This is a genomic window from Parasphingorhabdus sp. SCSIO 66989, from assembly GCF_032852305.1.
GTDB classification, from domain to species: Bacteria; Pseudomonadota; Alphaproteobacteria; order Sphingomonadales; family Sphingomonadaceae; genus Alterisphingorhabdus; species Alterisphingorhabdus coralli.
Genome location: NZ_CP136594.1, coordinates 404,569 through 424,515, shown reverse-complemented (window position 1 = coordinate 424,515; position 19,947 = coordinate 404,569). Strand labels below are relative to the sequence as shown.

General features: G+C 56.9%; 18 protein-coding genes. 1 reads left to right on the top strand and 17 read right to left on the bottom strand.

The features are described from left to right. Positions 1-6: 6 nt before the first annotated feature. From RB602_RS01970 to RB602_RS01910, 13 genes are all read right to left on the bottom strand, one after another. Positions 7-1,143, bottom strand: coding sequence for an aminotransferase class I/II-fold pyridoxal phosphate-dependent enzyme (locus tag RB602_RS01970; protein ID WP_317082477.1), 1,137 nt, complete (start codon positions 1,141-1,143; stop codon positions 7-9). Then, positions 1,140-2,063 carry an SMP-30/gluconolactonase/LRE family protein gene (locus RB602_RS01965; RefSeq protein WP_317082474.1) on the bottom strand — a complete coding sequence of 308 codons (924 nt, stop codon included), beginning with the start codon at positions 2,061-2,063 and terminating at the stop codon, positions 1,140-1,142. Before RB602_RS01965 ends, RB602_RS01970 begins: the two co-directional genes overlap by 4 nt. After that, positions 2,060-3,460, bottom strand: a complete 1,401-nt coding sequence (locus tag RB602_RS01960) for an MFS transporter (protein ID WP_317082472.1) — start codon at positions 3,458-3,460, stop codon at positions 2,060-2,062. Before RB602_RS01960 ends, RB602_RS01965 begins: the two co-directional genes overlap by 4 nt. Next, a complete protein-coding gene (locus tag RB602_RS01955) occupies positions 3,457-4,422 on the bottom strand; it encodes an alpha/beta fold hydrolase (RefSeq protein ID WP_317082470.1) in 966 nt (321 codons plus the stop codon). The genes RB602_RS01960 and RB602_RS01955 overlap by 4 nt, the downstream gene beginning before the upstream one ends. 5 nt (positions 4,423-4,427) lie before the next feature. Then, positions 4,428-5,651 (bottom strand): serine hydrolase domain-containing protein, encoded by a 1,224-nt coding sequence (locus RB602_RS01950; RefSeq protein ID WP_317082468.1) that lies wholly within the window; start codon positions 5,649-5,651, stop codon positions 4,428-4,430. Beyond that, complete coding sequence (locus tag RB602_RS01945) at positions 5,644-6,414, bottom strand: hydroxypyruvate isomerase family protein (RefSeq protein WP_317082466.1); 771 nt, start codon at positions 6,412-6,414, stop codon at positions 5,644-5,646. The genes RB602_RS01950 and RB602_RS01945 overlap by 8 nt, the downstream gene beginning before the upstream one ends. Next, positions 6,411-7,499, bottom strand: a complete 1,089-nt coding sequence (locus RB602_RS01940) for a CPBP family intramembrane glutamic endopeptidase (protein WP_317082464.1) — start codon at positions 7,497-7,499, stop codon at positions 6,411-6,413. The genes RB602_RS01945 and RB602_RS01940 overlap by 4 nt, the downstream gene beginning before the upstream one ends. A 12-nt stretch (positions 7,500-7,511) precedes the next feature. Then, positions 7,512-8,846, bottom strand: coding sequence for an aspartate aminotransferase family protein (locus RB602_RS01935; RefSeq protein ID WP_317082462.1), 1,335 nt, complete (start codon positions 8,844-8,846; stop codon positions 7,512-7,514). 24 nt (positions 8,847-8,870) lie between these two features. Next, positions 8,871-9,857, bottom strand: a complete 987-nt coding sequence (locus RB602_RS01930; protein ID WP_317082460.1) for a beta-keto acid cleavage family enzyme — start codon at positions 9,855-9,857, stop codon at positions 8,871-8,873. A 35-nt stretch (positions 9,858-9,892) separates the two neighbouring features. Then, complete coding sequence (locus tag RB602_RS01925) at positions 9,893-10,717, bottom strand: SDR family oxidoreductase (RefSeq protein WP_317082458.1); 825 nt, start codon at positions 10,715-10,717, stop codon at positions 9,893-9,895. A gap of 136 nt (positions 10,718-10,853) precedes the next feature. Further along, a complete protein-coding gene (locus RB602_RS01920) occupies positions 10,854-11,738 on the bottom strand; it encodes an NAD(P)-dependent oxidoreductase (RefSeq protein ID WP_317082456.1) in 885 nt (294 codons plus the stop codon). A 25-nt stretch (positions 11,739-11,763) separates the two neighbouring features. Beyond that, positions 11,764-12,390, bottom strand: a complete 627-nt coding sequence (locus RB602_RS01915) for a TetR/AcrR family transcriptional regulator (RefSeq protein WP_317082454.1) — start codon at positions 12,388-12,390, stop codon at positions 11,764-11,766. Between the two features lie 226 nt (positions 12,391-12,616). Continuing rightward, positions 12,617-15,028, bottom strand: coding sequence for a TonB-dependent receptor (locus RB602_RS01910; protein WP_317082452.1), 2,412 nt, complete (start codon positions 15,026-15,028; stop codon positions 12,617-12,619). Between the two features lie 187 nt (positions 15,029-15,215). Between RB602_RS01910 and RB602_RS01905 the strand changes: the two genes are divergently transcribed. Next, positions 15,216-15,656 (top strand): nuclear transport factor 2-like protein, encoded by a 441-nt coding sequence (locus RB602_RS01905; protein WP_317082450.1) that lies wholly within the window; start codon positions 15,216-15,218, stop codon positions 15,654-15,656. A 14-nt stretch (positions 15,657-15,670) separates the two neighbouring features. Here RB602_RS01905 and RB602_RS01900 read toward each other — a convergent pair whose 3' ends face one another. From RB602_RS01900 to RB602_RS01885, 4 genes are read right to left on the bottom strand one after another with little or no spacing between them, the layout of a single operon-like run. After that, positions 15,671-16,546 carry a beta-keto acid cleavage family enzyme gene (locus tag RB602_RS01900; protein WP_317082448.1) on the bottom strand — a complete coding sequence of 292 codons (876 nt, stop codon included), beginning with the start codon at positions 16,544-16,546 and terminating at the stop codon, positions 15,671-15,673. 20 nt (positions 16,547-16,566) lie between these two features. Continuing rightward, a complete protein-coding gene (locus RB602_RS01895) occupies positions 16,567-17,361 on the bottom strand; it encodes an SDR family NAD(P)-dependent oxidoreductase (protein WP_317082446.1) in 795 nt (264 codons plus the stop codon). Then, a complete protein-coding gene (locus RB602_RS01890) occupies positions 17,358-18,500 on the bottom strand; it encodes a mandelate racemase/muconate lactonizing enzyme family protein (RefSeq protein ID WP_317082444.1) in 1,143 nt (380 codons plus the stop codon). The genes RB602_RS01895 and RB602_RS01890 overlap by 4 nt, the downstream gene beginning before the upstream one ends. Further along, positions 18,497-19,696 carry an aspartate aminotransferase family protein gene (locus RB602_RS01885; protein ID WP_317082442.1) on the bottom strand — a complete coding sequence of 400 codons (1,200 nt, stop codon included), beginning with the start codon at positions 19,694-19,696 and terminating at the stop codon, positions 18,497-18,499. The genes RB602_RS01890 and RB602_RS01885 overlap by 4 nt, the downstream gene beginning before the upstream one ends. Positions 19,697-19,947 lie beyond the last annotated feature (251 nt).

The window sequence follows — 19,947 nt, the reverse complement described above, 5'->3', positions numbered from 1 at the left end:
CTGAGCTCACTTTGATAGATAGGGTGTCAGAGCGCGGATAAGGTGATCAAGATGGTCATCCGAATGATCGGCAAAAACAGCGATCCTGATCAACCCTTCCGGCCCGGCACCGGTATAGTTTGAATGGCACAGAAAGATGCCATGGTCTTGCAAAAGATTGCGCTGCATCGCGGCATGGTCGTCATAACTGCCAAAGGCAAAGGAACTGATTGAAGTCGGGAAGGCTGGCAGCGACACGCCCAATTCCTGCAAAAGAGTCTTGAATACCCGGATGTTGCGATGCAGTTTCTGGATCGGTGCCTTATCCGCCATCAGATGCTCCATCAGCGCGATCGCCGCCGCCGCATGGGGAATGGAGCCCAGATTGGAGCCCCTCGCCATCGCCGAGCTACGCGCGCGCGCGACAAAATGTTCCGGGCCGAAGATCACGCCACCAAGCCCGCCCAGCGCCTTGGAAAAGGTTGCGCCGAAACATACCCGGTCGCTGTCTATGCCAAAATATTCTGCGGTGCCTCTGCCATTGTCGCCCAGGACACCAACCGCATGGGCGTCATCAACATAGACAATGCCATCAAATTCATCGGCAAGCCGGACGAACTCCGGCACCGGGGATATGTCGCCCAGCAACCCGGTTATGCCGTCCATGGCGAAGAGCGGCTTTTCGCCGGGACGCAGGGTTTGCAGCACAAAATCGCGGAGCGCTTCGGGATCGTCCCAGCCAAGATTATGAGTGTAACGCTCTATCGGCTGACCTGTCGCCTGCGCACCGAAGACGAGGCTATGGTGGCAGACCTGATCAACATAGAGACGCGTATTCGTGTCGGTAAGGGCGCTGATCGCCAAAGGTGAAGCCAAATAGCCCGCTGCGGCACAAAAGGCGGCCTCGGTGCCAAAGAACCGCGCTGCGACCTGTTCCAGCTCAAGCAGCACCGGATTGGCGACACCATAGGCTCTGGCGATGCTGGCGGCCAAGCCATATTGCTCAAGCGCCTTGGTGGCAGCGGCTTCAGCAACAGGATGACCGGTCAGTCCGAGATAGGAGCAACCGCCGTAATTCACGACCTCTTTGCCGTCGAGAATAACCTCGGCTTTGACAGGGCCGCCATAAAGCGCAAAATCCTCTAGCTCTGCCGCTTTACTCACCAGAGATCTCCTTGATGGCGCGGCTTCAGACCCGGCCTGCGCCACGGAAAGCTGACCAGAAGACCGCTCATCGACAGGGTGGCGAAGGCGGTTGTACCATCGCTGCCGCCGAAGCAGATATTGGTCGAAAACCGGTCCGGCAAAAGCGTTTTATCAGCGGTCGCACCGTCGGGACTGATATCCCAGATCCCGCCCTCGCCCAGCGCCGCCACGCATATATGACCTGCACTGTCGACGGCGAGGCTGTCGAGATTGTTCAGGCCCGGCAGGGCTCTTACCAACTGGCCACCACTCGGCGCAGGCCAGGGCGCGAACTTGGCCTTGCCCGGAGCAATAATGTCAAAAGCGAGGACACGCCGCGTCGGCGTTTCGGCGACGTAGAGCCTATCGCCATCAGGCGACAGGCCTATCCCATTGGGCTCGTATAATAGCGGGATAGCGCATTCGATATGGCTGCCATCAGCCTTGGCATAATAGACGGCACCAACGTCTCGCGTGTCTGCCCGGCGTTTTCCCAAATCGGTGAACCAGAAACCGCCATGGTCATCAAAGACCAGATCATTGGGAGAGTTTAGGGTTTTTTCCGATGTACCTGCATAGAGATGTTCAACTTGCCCGGTTTTCAGGTTGACGCGCTCGATCCAGCCGCTGCGCTCCGATTGGCCAATCGGATACATGCCATCGTCATTCTCGGCATAGATCCAGCCGCCGCTATTGCAGATATAGACCCAGCCATCCGGCCCCATAGCGGCGCCATTGGGCCCGCCTTCAAGCTGGGCGATGACGGTCTTGGTGCCATCCGATGCAATATGCGTTAGCGCCTGCCCTGCAATTTCCACCACCAGCCATGAACCATCGGCAAGTGCGACCGGTCCCTCAGGGAAGCGGAGACCTTCCGTAATGATGTCAAACTTGGTCATGCAGACGGTCTCAGCGATCCCGGTGCCGTCAGCCCGCCTATTCTGCGATCCAGCCGGGAGAGAATGGCCTTGTGACGCTGAGGCGTAATCGGAAAGCGGCGCAGGAAGAATGAGGCGGCCAGGAAGCAGATGCTGGGCACGATCGAGACCGCGAGCATCAGGCCTGCAATCTGCCAGAAGCCGTTTTCACCGGCCTTGGGGTCATAACCAAAGGCCGCAATGATATAATAGCCAATGCCGAAACCCACAGCGTGCAACACTTTGTCGACAAAGGTGTAGAGCGCCATAAAGCTGCCGCCACGGCTCAGCCCGCTCTTCCATGTGTCATAGTCGACAATGTCATTCATGATCGACACCGGAACCAGCATATGCGGTGCCTGCAAGATGCTGGTCAGCCCGCCAAAGACAACCAAAATCCAGAAGCTCGACGGATCGGGCTCGATGAACAAAAAAATCGGCCCGATCAGCCCGTGGATCAGCCACGCCGTCGACCATATCTGATGCTTGGAATAGCGCGCGGCGGCACGCTCCCAAAAGGGGATACTGATGACCTGTACCGCGATCATGAACAGCAGGAACAAGGGAACCCGGTCGGCGATCCCGAAATAGCTGCTTAGGGCGACGATGATGGTAGAGTACATGATGCCAAAGCCCAGCGCGCTCAGCCCATAGCCCACCATGAACATCTGATAGGGACGTGAAACAAAGAGCGGCGCAAAGAAGTCCTTTATTTTCGGCGGTGCGCCCGGATTGGGCTTGCCCGCAGGCACGAGCAGCAGTGCAGGCAAGATGCATATCGGCATCAGAAACACTCCAACCCAACCGATAAAGGACATCATATCGCGATCAAATTCGGCACTGTCGAATAAGGCAATGCCTGGCAGCGACAGCACCACCGGCATAGTCATGATAATAACGCCGCCGAGCAACAGGCCGATGGTGACATAGCCCCAAAGTCGCGAGCGTTCGCTGTAACTCTTGGTGATCTCCCCCAACCATGAGCGGTAGGGAATTTTGATCAAGGTATAGGAGATGTAATAGAGGATGATACCGATCAGGAAATGGCCATCGCCCGCCGCTTCGCCGGGATTGAACAGAAACCAGAATGTCACCATGGACAGGAATGTCCCGGCAATGATCCATGGCTTGCGCGCTCCCATGCGGCCCTTGGTATGATCGGAAAGATAGCCGACAGGCGGGTCGGTCACCGCATCGACGATCTTTGAGACAACCATCGCTGTGCCAATGCCTGCCGCTGTCGCCGCTGTATGCCGCAGGTAAAAGTCGCCCAAAATGGCATAGATAGGCGGGATGAGCCATGCGATCGGAAGGCCCGGCAGCGCATAGGCCAGCGCCTGTAATAACGGAACTTTCTCGCTGCGATCTACAGACGTCATGCGCGCCATCCTGACGCTTGCAGTTCGTCGGCAAGCTCTGACGTCTTTTCAAGGCAAACCAGCGACATCCGTTCTTCTGTCGGATAGTGTCCGGCCCCGGCTACCAGGGTGATATCTGCCTCTGGCAGACGCTGCGACAGATCAAAGGCGTTGGACGGCGTGGTGCAGCAATCATAGCGCCCGGTGATAATTTTCACCGGCAGATGCGCTATGGCCGAGGCACCGTCGAGCAATTCGTCACCAGCGACAAAGAATTTGTTGCGCGCATAATGGGCGAAGATGCGCCCATATTTCGGCCCGCGGGAGAGGTCCAGCGGCACCACCGGCGCGGCGAAGCGCATAAAGCCTTCCTCATATTGATAGAGGCGGGTCGCAAATTCGTCGGCAATCTCCTGCTCGCCATCCAGTATCCGGGCGCAATAGGCGGTTCTGAGGTCGCTCCGTTCGGCTTCTGGTACATGGCGGGCAAATTCATGCCACAGCTCCGGGAACAGGTAGCGCACGCCCTGAAACCACCAATGGATATCCTCGTCCCGGCACAGCCACATGGAAATCAGCGTCAGCGCCAGACAATTGCCGGGGTGCGCGATGCCATAGGCGAGCGTCACGGTACTCCCCCATGAGCCACCGGCAACAACCCAGCGGTCAATCTCCAGATGCTCTCGCAGCGCTTCCATGTCCGCAATGGTATGCTGCAGTGAATTGGCCTCGATCAGCCCCTCAGGTGTCGAGCGGCCGCAACCACGCTGATCAAACTGGATGACCCTCCAGATATTGGAGTCGAGCGATCGCCTGAAGCCCGGCTGTGTCCGTCCCCCGGGACCGCCATGGATGAGGATCACCGGAATACCGTCCGGGTTGCCCGCTTCCTCCCAGTAGATTTCATGCCCGTCACCGACATCAAGCATTCCCGATTGGGTTTCGGGCAGGATATCAAAATAGGGATCATCCAGACGGCGCATGATGTTCACCCTCGCTTTACATGGGCGTTCACCCGGTCGATCAACGGATAAAACCAGTCCGCCGGCGCACCTGACTGGTTAACCGAACCGGCGAAATAAACCTCTGTCTGAGGGTCGAAAAACAGCTTGCCGCCCCAGGCGCCGCTATGCCCGAGAAGATGATCGGAACCGCCCTCAATCTGGAACAGGCCGCGGCCAACGGCGCGGCGCGGCGCTTTCAATCCTTCCGGCGACTGCCACTCCATCATCATCTTGGCTGTCTCGGGCTTGCTGAAGCATTGCCCGGTCACAATGCCACGCAGCAGCCTGATCAGATCGGCTGTCGTCGAGACCAATCCACCGCCGCCCCAGTCAAATGAGAGATCAAAACCGGCCGCCAGACAGGGAATCTCGCCTGCCCATGTCTCCAGTTCCGGTTGCCGTTCCGGCCCCAATATCGGATCATCGCGATAGGCGAGATAGCTCGACTGCATGCCCAGAGGAACATAAATCTGTTCACGAAAATACTCATCCAGGGCAACGCCGGACAGATGCTCAACCAGCAGGCCGAGGATGACATAGCCGGTATCCGAATAATGAAATTGCGTCCCCGGTTCGCTGAGCGCCGCGGCGGCAACCCCATCATTGTTGAGATAATAGTTGAAGGTACCAGCGTCCGCGATGTTGGGCAGCGTCGGGTCCCAGGGGTTCCAGAACAGTTTGGCGCGTGTCGGCTCTGCAAAGATGCGACCGATCAAAGAGTTGGGGGCCGGTCCGCCAGCGTCCGCCGAGCACAGTGTGGCATCATCCACCATCGCATCGCGCATGCCGGACATATGTCTGAGCAGATGATTGATGGTAATCGTCTCACCCAGCGATAGGCCATCTTTCAGAAGGACCCGCGCCATAATATCCGGATCGAACACACCCGTATCCGCGAGGCGGGTATCAAGACCATCCGGGCCAATATGGCCTTGCTCTAACAGCTGCAAAATGGAAACGGCCGTCAGAACCTTGGCAATACTTGCCGTATGAAACGCCATTTGCGGCGCAATCGCATCTGGCAAATCCGGGCGCGCCGTTCCGACCGCGCCTTCAACACATAAGCCCGCCTTTTCGCTTTCAATGCGAAACACAGCGCTGTGAATCGGCCCCGCTTCATTCTCGCCCAGCAGAGACTGAGCCAGTTCCAGCAGCTCAGCTTTTAGCGGAGAGACGGCCGGATTGTCATTATGTGCGGGCTCAGGCAAAATCTTGCATCCAATCGAGAGTATCCGGCGTATCCGCCATGGCGAAATATTCCGCTCCAAGCCACCCATCATATCCCTGCGCTTCCAGACTGCTCCATATGGCCTCAAATGCGATCGTCCCTTTGCCCGGCGGCGTCCGCCCCGGAACGTCAGAGAACTGAATATGTGCAATATGCTGCTTGTAGGACGCCAATATCTGCAGCGGGTCCTCATCACTCATGACCGAATGGAAGATATCGTAAAGCACCGACACACCCTGTATGCTCCGACTTTCGAGGAAGTCGACAATTTCGGATGTGGTGCCAAGCAAGACGGTAGCCCGCTCCGGACGATTCACCGGTTCGATCAGCAGTTCAATGCCGTGCTGTTGAGCCTTACCCAGCGCATAGCGAATGTTGCTGGCCAAGGCCTCGAGACAGGCATCCCGCTCGGTATCTTCGGGCACACAGCTGGGTCCGATATGAATATGCGCACAATCCAGAGTCCGCGCTGCCGCAAGCGCAATATCAAATGCTTGGCGGAATTCCTCCTCGCGACCGGGCACGCCGGAAAGACCGGGACCGCCGCCGAGAAAATCACCCATACCGACGTTCAGCAGCGCCACTTTAACACCATGCTGCTTCGCCGCCTCGGCCATGGCCTGCGGGTCCGCTTCCAGCACCTGAATTTCCACCCCTTGAAAGCCAGCCTTTGCCGCCTGTTCGATCCGCTCAAGCGGCTCAAATTCGCGAAACATCAGCGTGATGCTGGTGGAGAGTTTCATGCCGGCACCTTCGCACTGTTTGGCATAGCAGCCGCTTCATTTGGCGGCCGACTCCAGGCATAGGATGGGTCATTCTCGTCCCCTCCATGCAGTTCAAGGCGGCGTTTCCACCCCAGATCCCGTCCGGCGATGGCCAGCACAATAAGGGCGCAGATGAACCACATGATAGGTGATTCACCGGTAAAGGCAGAGCGCGCGCCCACCGTCTCGGTGCTGAACATGCCACCGACAAAATTCAGCATGCCATGAATGATAATCGCCGGAATAACGCTGCCCCCGGTGATGTTGCAGAAATAGGTCATGACGATACTGGCGCTGCAGCAAGACAGAATGAACCAGACATGCCAATCAAACACGCCCATAAGGGTCTGCTGCCCCGCCAGCAGTGGCGGAATTTCGCGCGGGAAATGCCAGAACGTCCAGGCCACGCCCACAATCAGCGCCCCAATAAGCGGCGAACCCATTTTCCGGATCATCAGCGGCATGGCAAAGCCGCGCCAACCCAGCTCCTCGAGCAAAGCCCCCTGGTTGAAAAATGAAGCGACGAACCAGGCCCCGAGAAAAATCTGCCAGTCAATCACTCCCAGATGATTGAGGAAGCCGGAAATGCGCTCAGGATCGCCAAAGAACTGCTCTTTGAGGATGATCATAACGACCGCAAGACAGATCAGGGCGTAAAGGCTGAGGTATATCTTCAGCCCTTCGCGCATGCTCAGATTTCCGCGGATCGGCTTGTAGCAGCCAAGCAGCTTGAACAGAGTGTCCTTGCCCCAGCCGATACCCGTTGTCAGCATTGCCGCGACGCTGGGCGCATAAGGAAAAAAGAAGCCCGCAAAGGCAATTGGCATGGCAATATAGGTCGCGACATAGAGAATAATACTGTCGCTATGGTGGTGAAGCACCGGGGACGCCGCGCGGATTTCGGCCTGCGTGGTGCCAAAGGTCTGGAACAGGCTGAACTCAGGGCCATTGAGGCTCTGATACAGAATCTCCATCCCCAGAATATAGGCCCAGACAAGGCAGGCGAGACCGAAGGCAACGCTGTAGAAGAAGACAAAGGGCTTACGGTGAATAAAGTCCTTCATAATGTCTCTCCCTTATGAGCGCAGCAGACCAGGATGGGTCTTGTCGACCGCTTCTATGGCCTTTCTATAGCCATTGAGCGTGAAATCGATATCGTCATTGGTCATCGGTGTTGATCCGACAAATCCGCCCCGCAAAGTCATCACGCCCTGTTGCAACAGCGCTTTTTCGAACACGCCCAGCTTCTCAAGCAGGCCGGACGCTGCTGCAAAGGCCAATGTGCGATAATCCGTAATCGGGATATTGGTCATGATCAGCGCCGAAACAGAGCCGCTGCCCTGCACAACGCCAGGCAGTTCGCAATCGACGCGTATGGCCTCAAGCCCCTCGCGCAAGCGGTCATTGGTGCTGTCCAGCGCATCAAAAGCGTCCCGCGTCATCAACTCCATCGCGGTGTAACCCGCAGCGAGCGACATGGGGTTGGCGGTAAATGTCCCGCTATGCTTGATCAGTGGCACGCCATCCTCGCCCAGAGCGAAGACGCTCATAAACTCATCCTTGCCGCCCAGCGCACCGATAGGCTGGCCGCCGCCGATGATCTTGCCCATGGTGGTCATATCAGGCGTAATGCCGGTGGCCCCCTGATAACCATGATAGCCAAAGCGCAGGCACCAGACCTCGTCAAAGATCAGGATAATGCCGAGCTTCTCCGTCTCTTCGCGTAGCATTTCAAGGAAGTCCTGCTGCGGTTCAACCATGCCAACCTGCAAACGCCAGGGGTCAAGGATGACCGCCGCAATTTCGGAGGCGCGACTTCGCAATATCGCGCGCGCCGCATCAATATTGTTGAGCGGCAGGCAAACCACCTCATCGAGCAGGCTTTGCGGTGTGCCCGGATGATAGGCGACCGAATTGGGCTCGCCAATATTGCCCCAGGCGTCCGGCATGGGCTGATAGCTCGCTTCGAGCAGATCATATTGGCCGTGATAGCCGCCTTCCATTTTGGCGATTTTCGACTTGCCGGTATAGGCGCGCGCCGCTTTGACCGCGATGATATTGGCCTCGGTTCCACTGTTCATGAACCGGACCTTGTCGACACTGGGGATACGCTCGACCAGCAATTCGGCCAGCTTGACCTCCCACTCGGACGGCATGGTCGTGCTCTGAACCGAAGATGCCTGCTCAGTAATCGCCTCAACGATCTCGGCTTTGGCATGGCCATGAATCTGCGCCGAAAAATTGTTCACCCAGTCAATCAGGCGGTTGCCGTCAACATCGGTGATCCAGCACCCTTCCCCGTGCGAGACATAGAGCGGATGCGGTTTGGTGACGACCATCTGCCGGGTATAGCCAGACGGCAACACCGCCTTGGCCCGCTCAAACAGAGCACTTGAATTATCGATCTTCATGGCGTCCTCCGCGTGTCCGAGCCTTTAAAAATTGACGTTGTCTTTGCCCTTGGTTCCCAGAATTTCCCGGGCTTCGTCAGGCGTTGCGACCTCAAGGCCAAGCTCATCGAGAATGCGGCGGATACGGCCCACCTGCTCGGCGCTGGATTTGGCGAGCTGCCCCTTGCCGTACCACAGGCTGTCCTCCAGCCCGACGCGGACATTGCCGCCCATAATGGCGGCCATATTGGTGAGGCGAATCTGCTCTTTGCCAGCCGCGAGCACCGACCAGTAATAATCATCGCCGAACAGATCGTCTGCCGTCTGACGGAAGTGCAACACATGCTTGGGATCAGACGCAATCCCGCCAAGGAAACCGAAGACCGACTGAATAAAGAAAGGCGGCTTCACCAGGCCAAGATCCTGCAGCATTTTCAGCGCATAGAGATGGCCGATATCGAAGCATTCATATTCGAAAACCACGCCACGCTTCTGGCCCAGTTCAACCGCAAACTTCTCCATACTGGCCCATGTGTTCTGCATGGTCAGGTCTTTGGTTGCGGTGACAAAAATCTGCTCCCACATCTGCAGCTTGCTCGGGTCCGCGCGCCCCATCATGATCCAGTTGGCGGCGTTCATCGGCCCCATGTTGAATGAGGTGATTTCGGGCTCGAACTCTATCGGTGCCGCCATGCGTTCAGCGAGCACTTCGCTCCATTCCGATTTGAATTCGAGCTCGCCGCTCTCCTTGCTGCGGCGGATGCCAGGCTGTCCCGTAGTCAGGTTGATGATGACATCCGAGCGCTCTTTGATGCGCGGCAGATATTGGCCGTAGACTTCCGGGTCGGTGACCGGGCAGCCGGTTTCCGCATCGCGCGCATGCAGGTGGACGATAGATGCGCCCGCTTCCGCCGCGCCGACAGAGTCTTCGACAATCTGGTCGGGTGTAATCGGCAGATAGGGCGACATGAACGGCATGTGCATCGCGCCGGTCGTCGCGCTGGTGATGATGACTTTATTCTGTTTCCGCATTGTAAGCCTCTCCGCTTAATCTGTCGCTTTGGACGTTATTTTTTGCTGGTCATTTCCATGAGGAGTGCCGGGTTGAGAGCGCCGCCGCCGGACAGGGTCTGGCCGCCATCACAATAATGGATGCAGCCAGTGACATAGGCCGCAGCTTCGGAGCCGAGAAATACGGCCATATTGCCAATCTCTTCGGTGGAGCCATAGCGCCGCATCGGCACGCTCATTTCTACGAATTTGCGCGCCTCTGGCGTCGGTGCCAGACGCGCCATGCCCTCGGTGCCTTCAATCGGACCGGGGACAATCGCGTTGACCCGCACACCCGAAACGCCCCATTCAGACGCAAGACATTTGGTCAGCATGTCGATGCCGGCCTTTGCCGAGCAGACATGCGCCTGGCCGAAAAAGGGCTGGGCCCCTTGCGGCGCCGAAATGTTGATAAAGGAGGCACCGGGCTGCTTCGAAACCTCAAAAGCGGCGCGCAGCACGTTAAAGGTTCCCAGCAGATCGATGTCGATCACCGTCTTGAAGGCATTGGCCGACATGGCCGATGCAGGGGCCATGAAATTACCCGCCGCACCGGAGATTACGATGTCGAATTCCCCATGCGCTTCCGCGCCGACTTTCAGGGCCTCACTGACGGCGTCATAGTCCCGAACGTCGGCGGAAAAGCCCTTGACGCTAATATCACTATTCTGCGCTGCGATTTCGGCAACAGCAGCGTCCACCTTGTCCTGTGACCGGCTCATGACGCAGACATGCGCACCCAGTTGGGCAAAGAGCTTGGCGATGCCGAGGTTAATCCCCGAGGTTCCCCCCGCAATGAAGGTGGATTTACCGCTCAGGTAATTCTCTGGATAAACGGACATTATCTTCTCCTCGCCTCACAATATGACCCAGTGGTCATGTTGTAAAGACTTGAATCCAATACCGAGCAGATATTCTCTATAATATATTGAAAGAAATTAGTTTCTGGGGGCGCAATTTATGATCAGAAGGTCATAATCACCGCTCATCAAGCAGTTTGTAAAGGGCGCTGTGGTCGAGATTTGCTCCGCCTTTTTTACACAGCTCGGCGTAGAGCGCAGCCACTTCTGTCAGAAGCGGCGTCTCAACGCCCAACTCGTCGGCGAGACCGAGTGCAGTATTGGCATCTTTCAGCTGCACTTCCGATTTGGCACCGGGGGTAAAGTTACCGTCAATCATCCGCTGGCCATGTTGCGACAGGATCTCTGACCGCGCAAAGCCGCCTAGCAGCGCCTCTCGAACCGCGGCCAAATCAGCGCCTCCGGCCTTGGCAAGCAAAAGCGCCTCGGACACCGCGCCAATGGTGATGCCGACAATGGTTTGGTTGGCCAGTTTGGCAAGCTGACCACAGCCATTGGGGCCTATGTGAATGACGCGCCCCATTGCCTCAAGCGCCGGTCGCGATTCATCAACGCGGGTACCTTCTCCGCCTACCATGATAGAAAGCGTGCCTTCAATCGCGCCTTTCTCGCCGCCCGAGACAGGAGCATCAAGATAGGCAATACCATGGGCCTTTAGCTTCTCGGCCTGGGCGCGGGATGATTGCACCGGGATAGAGCTCATCACAATAACGGTCGAACCGGGTGCAAGCATCCCTTGCAGACCGCCAGTCCCATCTTCCCCAAACAGCAATTCATCGACGACCGCACCGGTGCTGACCATCAGGATCACGGTACGCACCGCTGGAGCGAGCGCCATCAAATCCTTGATCGCGGCCACATTTTCAGACGCCAACGCCTCAGCCTTGTCGGCCGACCGGTTCCATACCTCTACATCATAGCCAGCGGCCTCAAGCCGCCGGACCATCGGCGCGCCCATAATGCCTGTACCAAGAAAAAGGATCGGCGCATGGGCCTGTTGCATGTGGCTTGTCTCCCGGGGTCTTGCCCTAGGCCGTTGCAGGCTGGGCGCGGTCGATAAAATACTCGACCATAGAACTGCGATCCTCTTTGGGCGGGTCCTCGCCATAGAGGCAGCGGTACATTAACAGCGAGTGGAACTGGATCAGCTCGTCATCGCTGAAATCTGCTGTGAAGTCAGAGGCCTGATGAATGCCGTGCCGGGCAAACAGGGTATAATCCATAATCCCGCCCACGGTGCGGATGGCCAGCAAAGCCAGTTTCTTCCTGTCTTTTTCAAATCGGGTCTGCAGCAGATAGTTGGAGATGCCGCGCTGTACGATCATGTTGTTGCGCTGTGTCCACAAAGCCGCGACCTCTTCATCCAGATCACTCAGCCGCACGAAGCTGCGCATCAGCCCGGCATTGATCCGAAATGTCCGCTCATACCAGCCGACAAAGAGACACATGGACCGGAAAGCGCCCGTTTCCGGGTCGACATAGGGCATGGAATTATATTCGAAGGCGATAAACTCCTCGAACAGGGCCCGGATAATGTCTTCTTTGGTCTTGAACTGAATGTAGAAGGTACCCTTGGCAACTTCCGCCTGATCACAAATGTCCTGAACATTGATCTCGGAGAAGACCCGGGTCTCCATCAATTTCGCCGTCGCCACCAAAAGCTTCAATCGCGTCTTCGATCCGCTGCGCTTGTTTTCAAAAGCACTTAATTGTGCATCAAGATAGAATACGAACTTGATGGGCTGGATTGCAGACGAACCGAAATCATGAGATTCAAGATTTTCATTTTTTGACTGCGTTTTTGTGGACACGAAAGACCTCTTGTGACGATGAGACGGGGTCTCATCTAACCAAAACATGGCCTCAGCACCAGACCAGCCCTTAATATCTCACACCAAGAGCCAGTCCGATAACGCGCGGCGGACCCTGAATAAAGGCCAGATCGCCGGTCACAAAGTCGCGCGCGGTCACGCCCGGACGCGTCCCGAGAATAATGTCCTCATCAAAGAGATTGTCGGCAAACAAGGCCAGCGACCAGTTATCATGCTCTAAACCAACGCGAAAATCGACCTTGGTGAAGCCGGGCTGCGTTGCTGGCTGGATGGTTTGGCCTGTGACAGCGGTCAGGTTGGTGACCGATCCGCTGAGATAGCTCACGGCGCCGCGTGCAAAAAGCGAAAGATCATTACTGATCGGCTCATTGTAGCTCGCCACGACCGAGAATTGTTCCTCCGCGGTCTGCGGAATGTCTGTGCCAACAGGGACAGGAATGTCAGGCCCCACTCCGGTTGGATCGGGAACGGTCAATACGCTGTCGCGAATACCGGTTTCCATGACCATCGCGGTCGCCGCAATGTTGAGGGCATCGGTCACTTGCCAGTTTATCTCGGCATCGACACCATAGCTGCGTGCGCTGCCCGCATTGCCCAGAACTTCACCGGCACCGCCGGGGCCTTCGGCGAGGACAACCTGAAGGTCGGACCAGTCATTATAGAAGAAGGCGACGTTCAAGGTGACCCCGGAGTCATCGAAGCGCGTCTTGAGGCCAGCTTCATAGGTTGCGATGCGCTCTGAATCATATTCCTGCAGGTCGATCGCCGGAACAAAGGGGTTCAGATCATTCTGGCCACCGCTTCTGAAACCTTCGGAGTAGGTCACATATCCCGTGATGTTTTCCGCAAAGTCATAGCTAAGCGACAGTCTCGGCGTGAACAGTGTCTCGTCCGCACCCGTGGTGAAGGTCTGGGCCGGAATGGCACCAATGAAGACGCCGAAAGCGGTGGTGGACGATTCCCGACTTTCATTGAATAGGCGGCCACCTACCAACAGATGCAAACTCGGGGTGATGTCATAGGTTGCCTCGCCAAAAATGGCCCATTGTTCGGTCTCGGCAACCGTATTGATCTGCGTGTCTCCCTGCCCCGGTGCGGTGAAGATCGGCGCGCCTACGGCGGCATTCAAAACCGCAGCAGAGGCCGGGGGCTCGGTTGGTGTGGTGAAATCAAAAGTAAAGTCACGTTGGCGATAGAAAGCACCAGCGGTCAGCTGGAAGTCGCCGCCAAAGTCGGAAACGAAGCGCAACTCTTGCGAAAAGTCTTCTGTTCCGGAGCCAAAGTCACCACGGAGACCCGACACAGATTCCGGCGCTCCCAACAGAGCCGCGGAAATGCCGAAGACCAGATCATTGGCGACATCCACCAGACCGATCTGGTCCTGAGTATAGATGATCTCACGATCAAAATAGGAGGTCGATGACAGGAATGTACCGAAATCAAACTGCTTCTCAATCACCAAGCCATATTGCTGCAGCTCGTCTTCTGTGTCCTCAAAGTCGGTTGAAACCGTGCTGACCCGATCAAGCGTACCGCGCGACAGACCGCCGCGTTCTGCGTCCATGAACATCGCACTGGCATTCACGCGCCAGCCATCGCCCGGGGTCAATTCCAACTGGAAGCGGCCGCCATAGCTTTCGCTGTCATTATGGTCTTCCTCAATCGAACCTTCCGTGAAGGTCGAGATTGTATTCGGCAATGCAGGGTTGGCGGTGTTCACACCGGGACCGAAACCCACCGCCACGTCCGGGTTGATCCGGTCGATCCAGCCCGCCATGTCATAATAGAAGCCGACCGCGCGGAAGGCGAGTACGTCCTCGACCAGAGGAATATTGATCATGCCCGTGAGCTGGTGATTGGTGCCGCCATCTTCGACAGCGCCAATTTGATAATTTGCTCTTGCTTCAAACCTGTTCGAATCAGGCTTGTTGGTCACCAGACGGATTGTGCCACCCAGAGAACCTTCACCAAAGAGCGAACCCTGCGGTCCTTTGAGAACCTCGACGCGCTCAAGGTCATAGACCGCAGCCTGCGGCATCAGGCCCGCCACGGTGAACGGCGCTTCATCGACATAGAGGCCGACAGCGGCGCCCGTGCCACCCGCAATGTTGGAGGTATTGAGCTCGGCAATACCGCGAATGGCAATCGCGCCGATACCCGGCTGTGATGTCCGCAGTTCAACGCCGGCAAATCGCTCGACAACAGTCGACAAGTCGATGGCACCCGATGCTTCAACGTCCGCGCCGGACACCGCCTGGACGGTGAACGGGATATCCTGAACGAAGCCCTCGCGCTTGGTCGCGGTTACGGTAATGACATTGTTATCATTAAACTCGTCATCGTCCGATTGATCATCCGTCGACTGATCCTGCGCCGATTGATCCTGAGCAAGTGCAGGTGCCGCCATCAGGCCGGTGCACAAGACCGACGTACCAAAGAGTCCCGATAAAATCTTTCGCATATTATCACATCCCCCACCGGATTTATTTGACAAAGATATTACATGACTGATTGGTCATATCAAACAGTTTTGTCGCCCTTCATGCAAGAAAAATATCTAAGCAATACAGTTTCTTATATTTTTATATTGCCAGGCGACGCATTTCACCCGATAAATGTGACCGAATAGTCACAATAGGAGAATCGCGATGGATCACGCAATCGGAGAGAATTTTGCTGCCTCAATGCGCAGTAAGATCGAGTCGAAGGCATTTCTGGATCCGGGCTCCTTTCAGGATATGCTGGCGGACGAGGTGAAACTGTTCACGCCCCGTTTCTGGAGCCCGATTACCGACCGTAACTGGATGATCGGCATCTTGTGCATGGTGCCGCAGGCGATTGAGAATTTCACCTATGAGCGACATTGGGTTGCCGGCTCCGAGGTGTTTATGGAGTTTACCGGTAATGTCGGGAAGTACTCTCTGCAGGGGCTTGATATCTTTACCATAGAGGATGATGGCAAGATAAAGGAGCTGACCGTCATGGTCCGCCCTCCCAATGCGCTTGAGGCTCTGGGAGCCGTTGAAGACAAGATGCTCAAAGAGCTTTTTGGCGTCGCGACGCAAGCCGAGTTTAAAGAGCAAGCCTGAGTGTAGCTATGAGATTATGACCCTAATCCAAGAAGCGCCCGCGCTTCTTGGGGCGAGGCGATCTCACCGCCAAGATCACGCACGATGCGCACAGCTTTTTCGCACAAGGGTCCATTGCCCTCAGCCAGTTCACCTTTGCTGAGATAGAGATTATCCTCAAGTCCGACCCGAATATGGCCGCCAAGCAACACCGACTGCGCCACCATTGGGAAGGAGTGGCGCCCGACCCCGAATGCCGTCCATATCGCCCCCTCTGGCAGCAGGCTGAGCGCAAGCTGCAACGCCTCGACAGTGGGCGGCCAACCATATTTGATGCCCATAACAAAGGAGACCATCAGCGGGTCGGAAAAATCGAGCTGTTGCATAAGATCGCGCGCCATCACAAGGTCGCCGGAACTGAACAGTTCGAGCTCGGGCTTGACGCCAACATCGCGCACCAGCCGCGCCATCTCCTCCACCGTTCGCGGGATATTGATAATCACCTGATTGCCCGACGCCATGGTGTTGAGGTCAAGCGTACACACCTCTGGCTGCAGCGCCAGAACATGCGGAACGCGCTCTGCCGGTGGCAGCAAATTGGTGCCTTCCGCCGCAACCGACGGGTCCTCTACGCTGGGCAGGAAGCGCTGGCCGGGGCCTGTGGTCAGATTCAGGATCAGGTCAGAAGTCACATCCCGGATGCGCTCCACCGTCTCGCGATAATGCCCCACCGCCATGGAAGGCGCGCCCGTTTCCGGATCGCGCACATGAATGTGTACAATCGCGGCTCCTTGGCGATAGGCAGCGATGCAATCATCCGCAATCTGCGCCGGGGTGATAGGGAGATAGGGGGTCTGGTCGGGCCGTGTAATGTTTCCGGTTACCGCGCAGGTCAGAATTGTCTTGGTCATGAAACGTCCCTTATCCGCTGTTACAGATGCCGACCGCCATCGACGGGAATGCTTATCCCGGTGCTGGCTGTCAGCAGCCGGGCGGCAGAAAGAATGGCGAGCGCAACCTCGTCAATCCCGGTCAACCGCCCGATCGGAGTGGCCTTGACCGTTGCCTCGATAAAGCTCTCATCGCGGTCAGCCACAAACGGGGTCTCCAGCGCGCTGGGTGAAATGGTGAGAACCCGAATGTCGGGAGCAAGCGCTTTGGCCAGACCAATGGCCATGGTCTCCAGCGCGCCTTTTGCCGAGGCATAGGCAATATTGCTGCCACCGCCGGTAAGCGCTGCGACCGAGCCGACAAACACCATCACCGGGTCTTGTCCCTGACGCATCAATGGAGCGAAGGCGCGCGCGGTCTTGAGGACGCCAGTGGCCGCCGAGGCAAAAACATCGTCGATAATCTCATCGGTCAGCCGCTCAATCTGCTTGAGCGGCACCTGTACCGACCGCCCGGCAGTGAGGATCAGGACATCCACGCTGGGCATAAGTGTCGATACCTGTTGCGCAAAGGTCTGAATGCTCGGCGCATCGCGCAGATCAACCTGAAGTGTTGCCTGCCCGTCCCCCTCCAGATCAGCTGCGGCCGTGGCAATACCATCATGGCTATGCGAGCCGATAATCACGCTTGCGCCGAGGCTCTTCAATTGGCTGACCACCTCAGCACCAATGGCACCACGCCCGCCAATCACCACGGCCCGAACACCCTTGAAGCGATCCCCGAACAGCATCTCTGGGCCCGATCCGTTGGGCGTATCTGAAGTCGGCTTGCTCATTGGTGCTTCACTCCCCCGTCACTCGCAAGCGGTCCACGATGCTGGAACTGATTGCCAAAGGGTTTGTAATCGCCCGCCCTGACAAATTCCTCATTGACCGCAATGCCGAGTCCCGGTGTGTCGGGGATGACGAGATACCCATCCTCAATGCGGTTCACCTGTTCGACCATGTCGAGCCAGGGCTGACGGTCTTCGCGGACATAGCCCTGTACATCCCAATTGGGAGTCGCCGCCGCCATCTGAATATGCGCTGCGGTCAGGACCGGGCTGGTGAAATTGTGCGGAACGATCCTCTGGTGGCGCGATTCCGCAATAGCGGCGATCTTGCGCCCCTGGGTAAAGCCGCCGCACATGCCAATATCGGGCCGCAAAATAGCGATATCATGGCTGTCGGAATATTCGCGAAACTCCCATATCGACATGTTCCGCTCCGCCAGCGCGACCGGTGCTTCAATATGGGAAGCGACATAGCGGTTGGCGTCGACGCTATAAGGCAACACCGGGTCTTCGATGAAATAGGGCGAGATAGACGCGACGCGGCGCGAGAATTCAGCGATGTCGCAGGGCAGGAGATTGCGGTGAATCTCGATCGCAATGTCAATATCGGTGCCAATCTCTGCCCGCACCGCATGGACGGCGCGGACAACATCTTCCAGCATCTTTGCCCGTGGCTTGGTTGCCCAGTCCTGCACAAAGGGTTTGAGCTTGATCGCAGTGAACCCTTCTTCTGCAGCCGCTTTGGACTTTGACACCATTTCCTCGGCGCTTTGCGCTTCGATCAGCAAAATAGCGCGAACCCGATCACGCACCCGCCCGCCCAGCAATTCCCAGACAGGCATATCCAATGTGCGGGCATTGAGGTCCCAGATTGCCTGGTCAATCGCACTCATCGCCCCCATGGACGCCATATCGCGAAAGCAATGGAGCTTCAGGATTCTGGAAAAGACGCGCTCGGCGCAAAAGGAAGGCTGGCCTTCATAATTGGGTGCAAGCTCTTCGACGATCTGCGATGCGGCCAAGGGGTGGGTGTAATAGGTGCCCTCGCCAAAACCTTTGACGCCATTTTCGCCAGTCACACAGACAATATGCCAATGGCCGACGACAAAGCTTTCCACCTTTTCAATGCGCGTCGCCCTCATGCCGCGACCTCTTTGGCGGCAAGGGCCTCGCTCACCAGTCCGAGCACTTCCGACTGTTCGACAAGGAAGCGCTCAACACAATCGGCAAAGCCATCAATATGCGCGCGCTGGGTCTCGACCGACAGGGCAAGCATGCCGCGACCCGCAATCCAGAAGCCCTGATCAAGCATATGGGCATGAAACAGGGCGCGAATTTCGGCGCTCAATGGTGGCGGATTAAAGCGTTTGGGCTCTGTCGTCCCCAGATGCAGAGCCAGAACCGACCCCTGGCCGCTCCACACCAGCGGTGCCTTATGCTTGGCGCACAGCGCGTTGAGTTGCTTACGCAATCCATCGCCCAAAGCGTTGGCGGTATCGATCCTCTCCGCCGTCAAGATTTGCGTCAGCGCGACATAGCCGGCAATCATGCTCATCACATTATTGTTGAAAGAGCCATTATGCGCGATCGCCCCTTGCTGCGTCTGGTCAAACAGGCGCATCAGGTCAGCGCGCCCGCCAAAAGCGCCGATGGTGAAGCCGCCGCCAATCATCTTGCCGAGCGTGGTGAGGTCAGGTTTGATGCCATAATGCGCCTGCAGCCCGCCGACATGCAGACGCGAGGTCATTACCTCATCCACCAGCAGGATCGACTCATGCTTGGCGCAGAGACGCTGCGCGGCTTGGGCAAAACCCTCGTCGCAGACGATACAGCCACCAGAATTGAGCATCAGCTCCATCGCGAAACAGGCGATCTGCGGACCATGTTTCTCAAACACAGCTTCCAGTGCTGCAACATCATTATAAGGCACGGTGATGACATCAAAGGGCGCGAAGAAACGGTCATCCGACATGGCCTTGGAAAGCGCACCGCCATGATAGCCACCGTCGATCATGACAAACAGCGATCGGTTCGTCGCAGCACGCGCAAGAAGAAAAGCATAGAGATTGGCCTCTGTGCCCGAATTGCAGAAGCGCAGGCGCTCAACCGATGGAAAACGCGCCTGCAATATCTCTGCGAGGCGGGTCTCATGCTTGCTGCGTCCGCCAAAGCCTAGGCCATGGTCAAATTGCGCCTTGATCGCATCGGCAATAACCGCATTGCTATGGCCCGACATGGCGACCGCATAGTCATTTCCAAGGTCAACATAGCGATTGCCATCAAGATCCACCAGCATCGCGCCTTCGGCATGGTCGATGGTAATTGGATAGGGCGACATAAAGAGATTCGACCGCGTGGTTCCGCCCGGCAAGACATTGTTTGCCCTCGCAAACTCCTCCCGGCTCAAGGGCGTTCGCTGTGCCACGCGGTCAATGATAGCGGCACGCTCAGCGGCAATTTTTGATCGGGCATGTGAAATAGTCATGGACAATCCCCAGAATATGACTAGCGGGTCATATAATAGTTGATGGCGTCTGTAAAATGGTTTGAGATGCGCGCGACACAAGAAAGTGATGGCGGCATGATTCG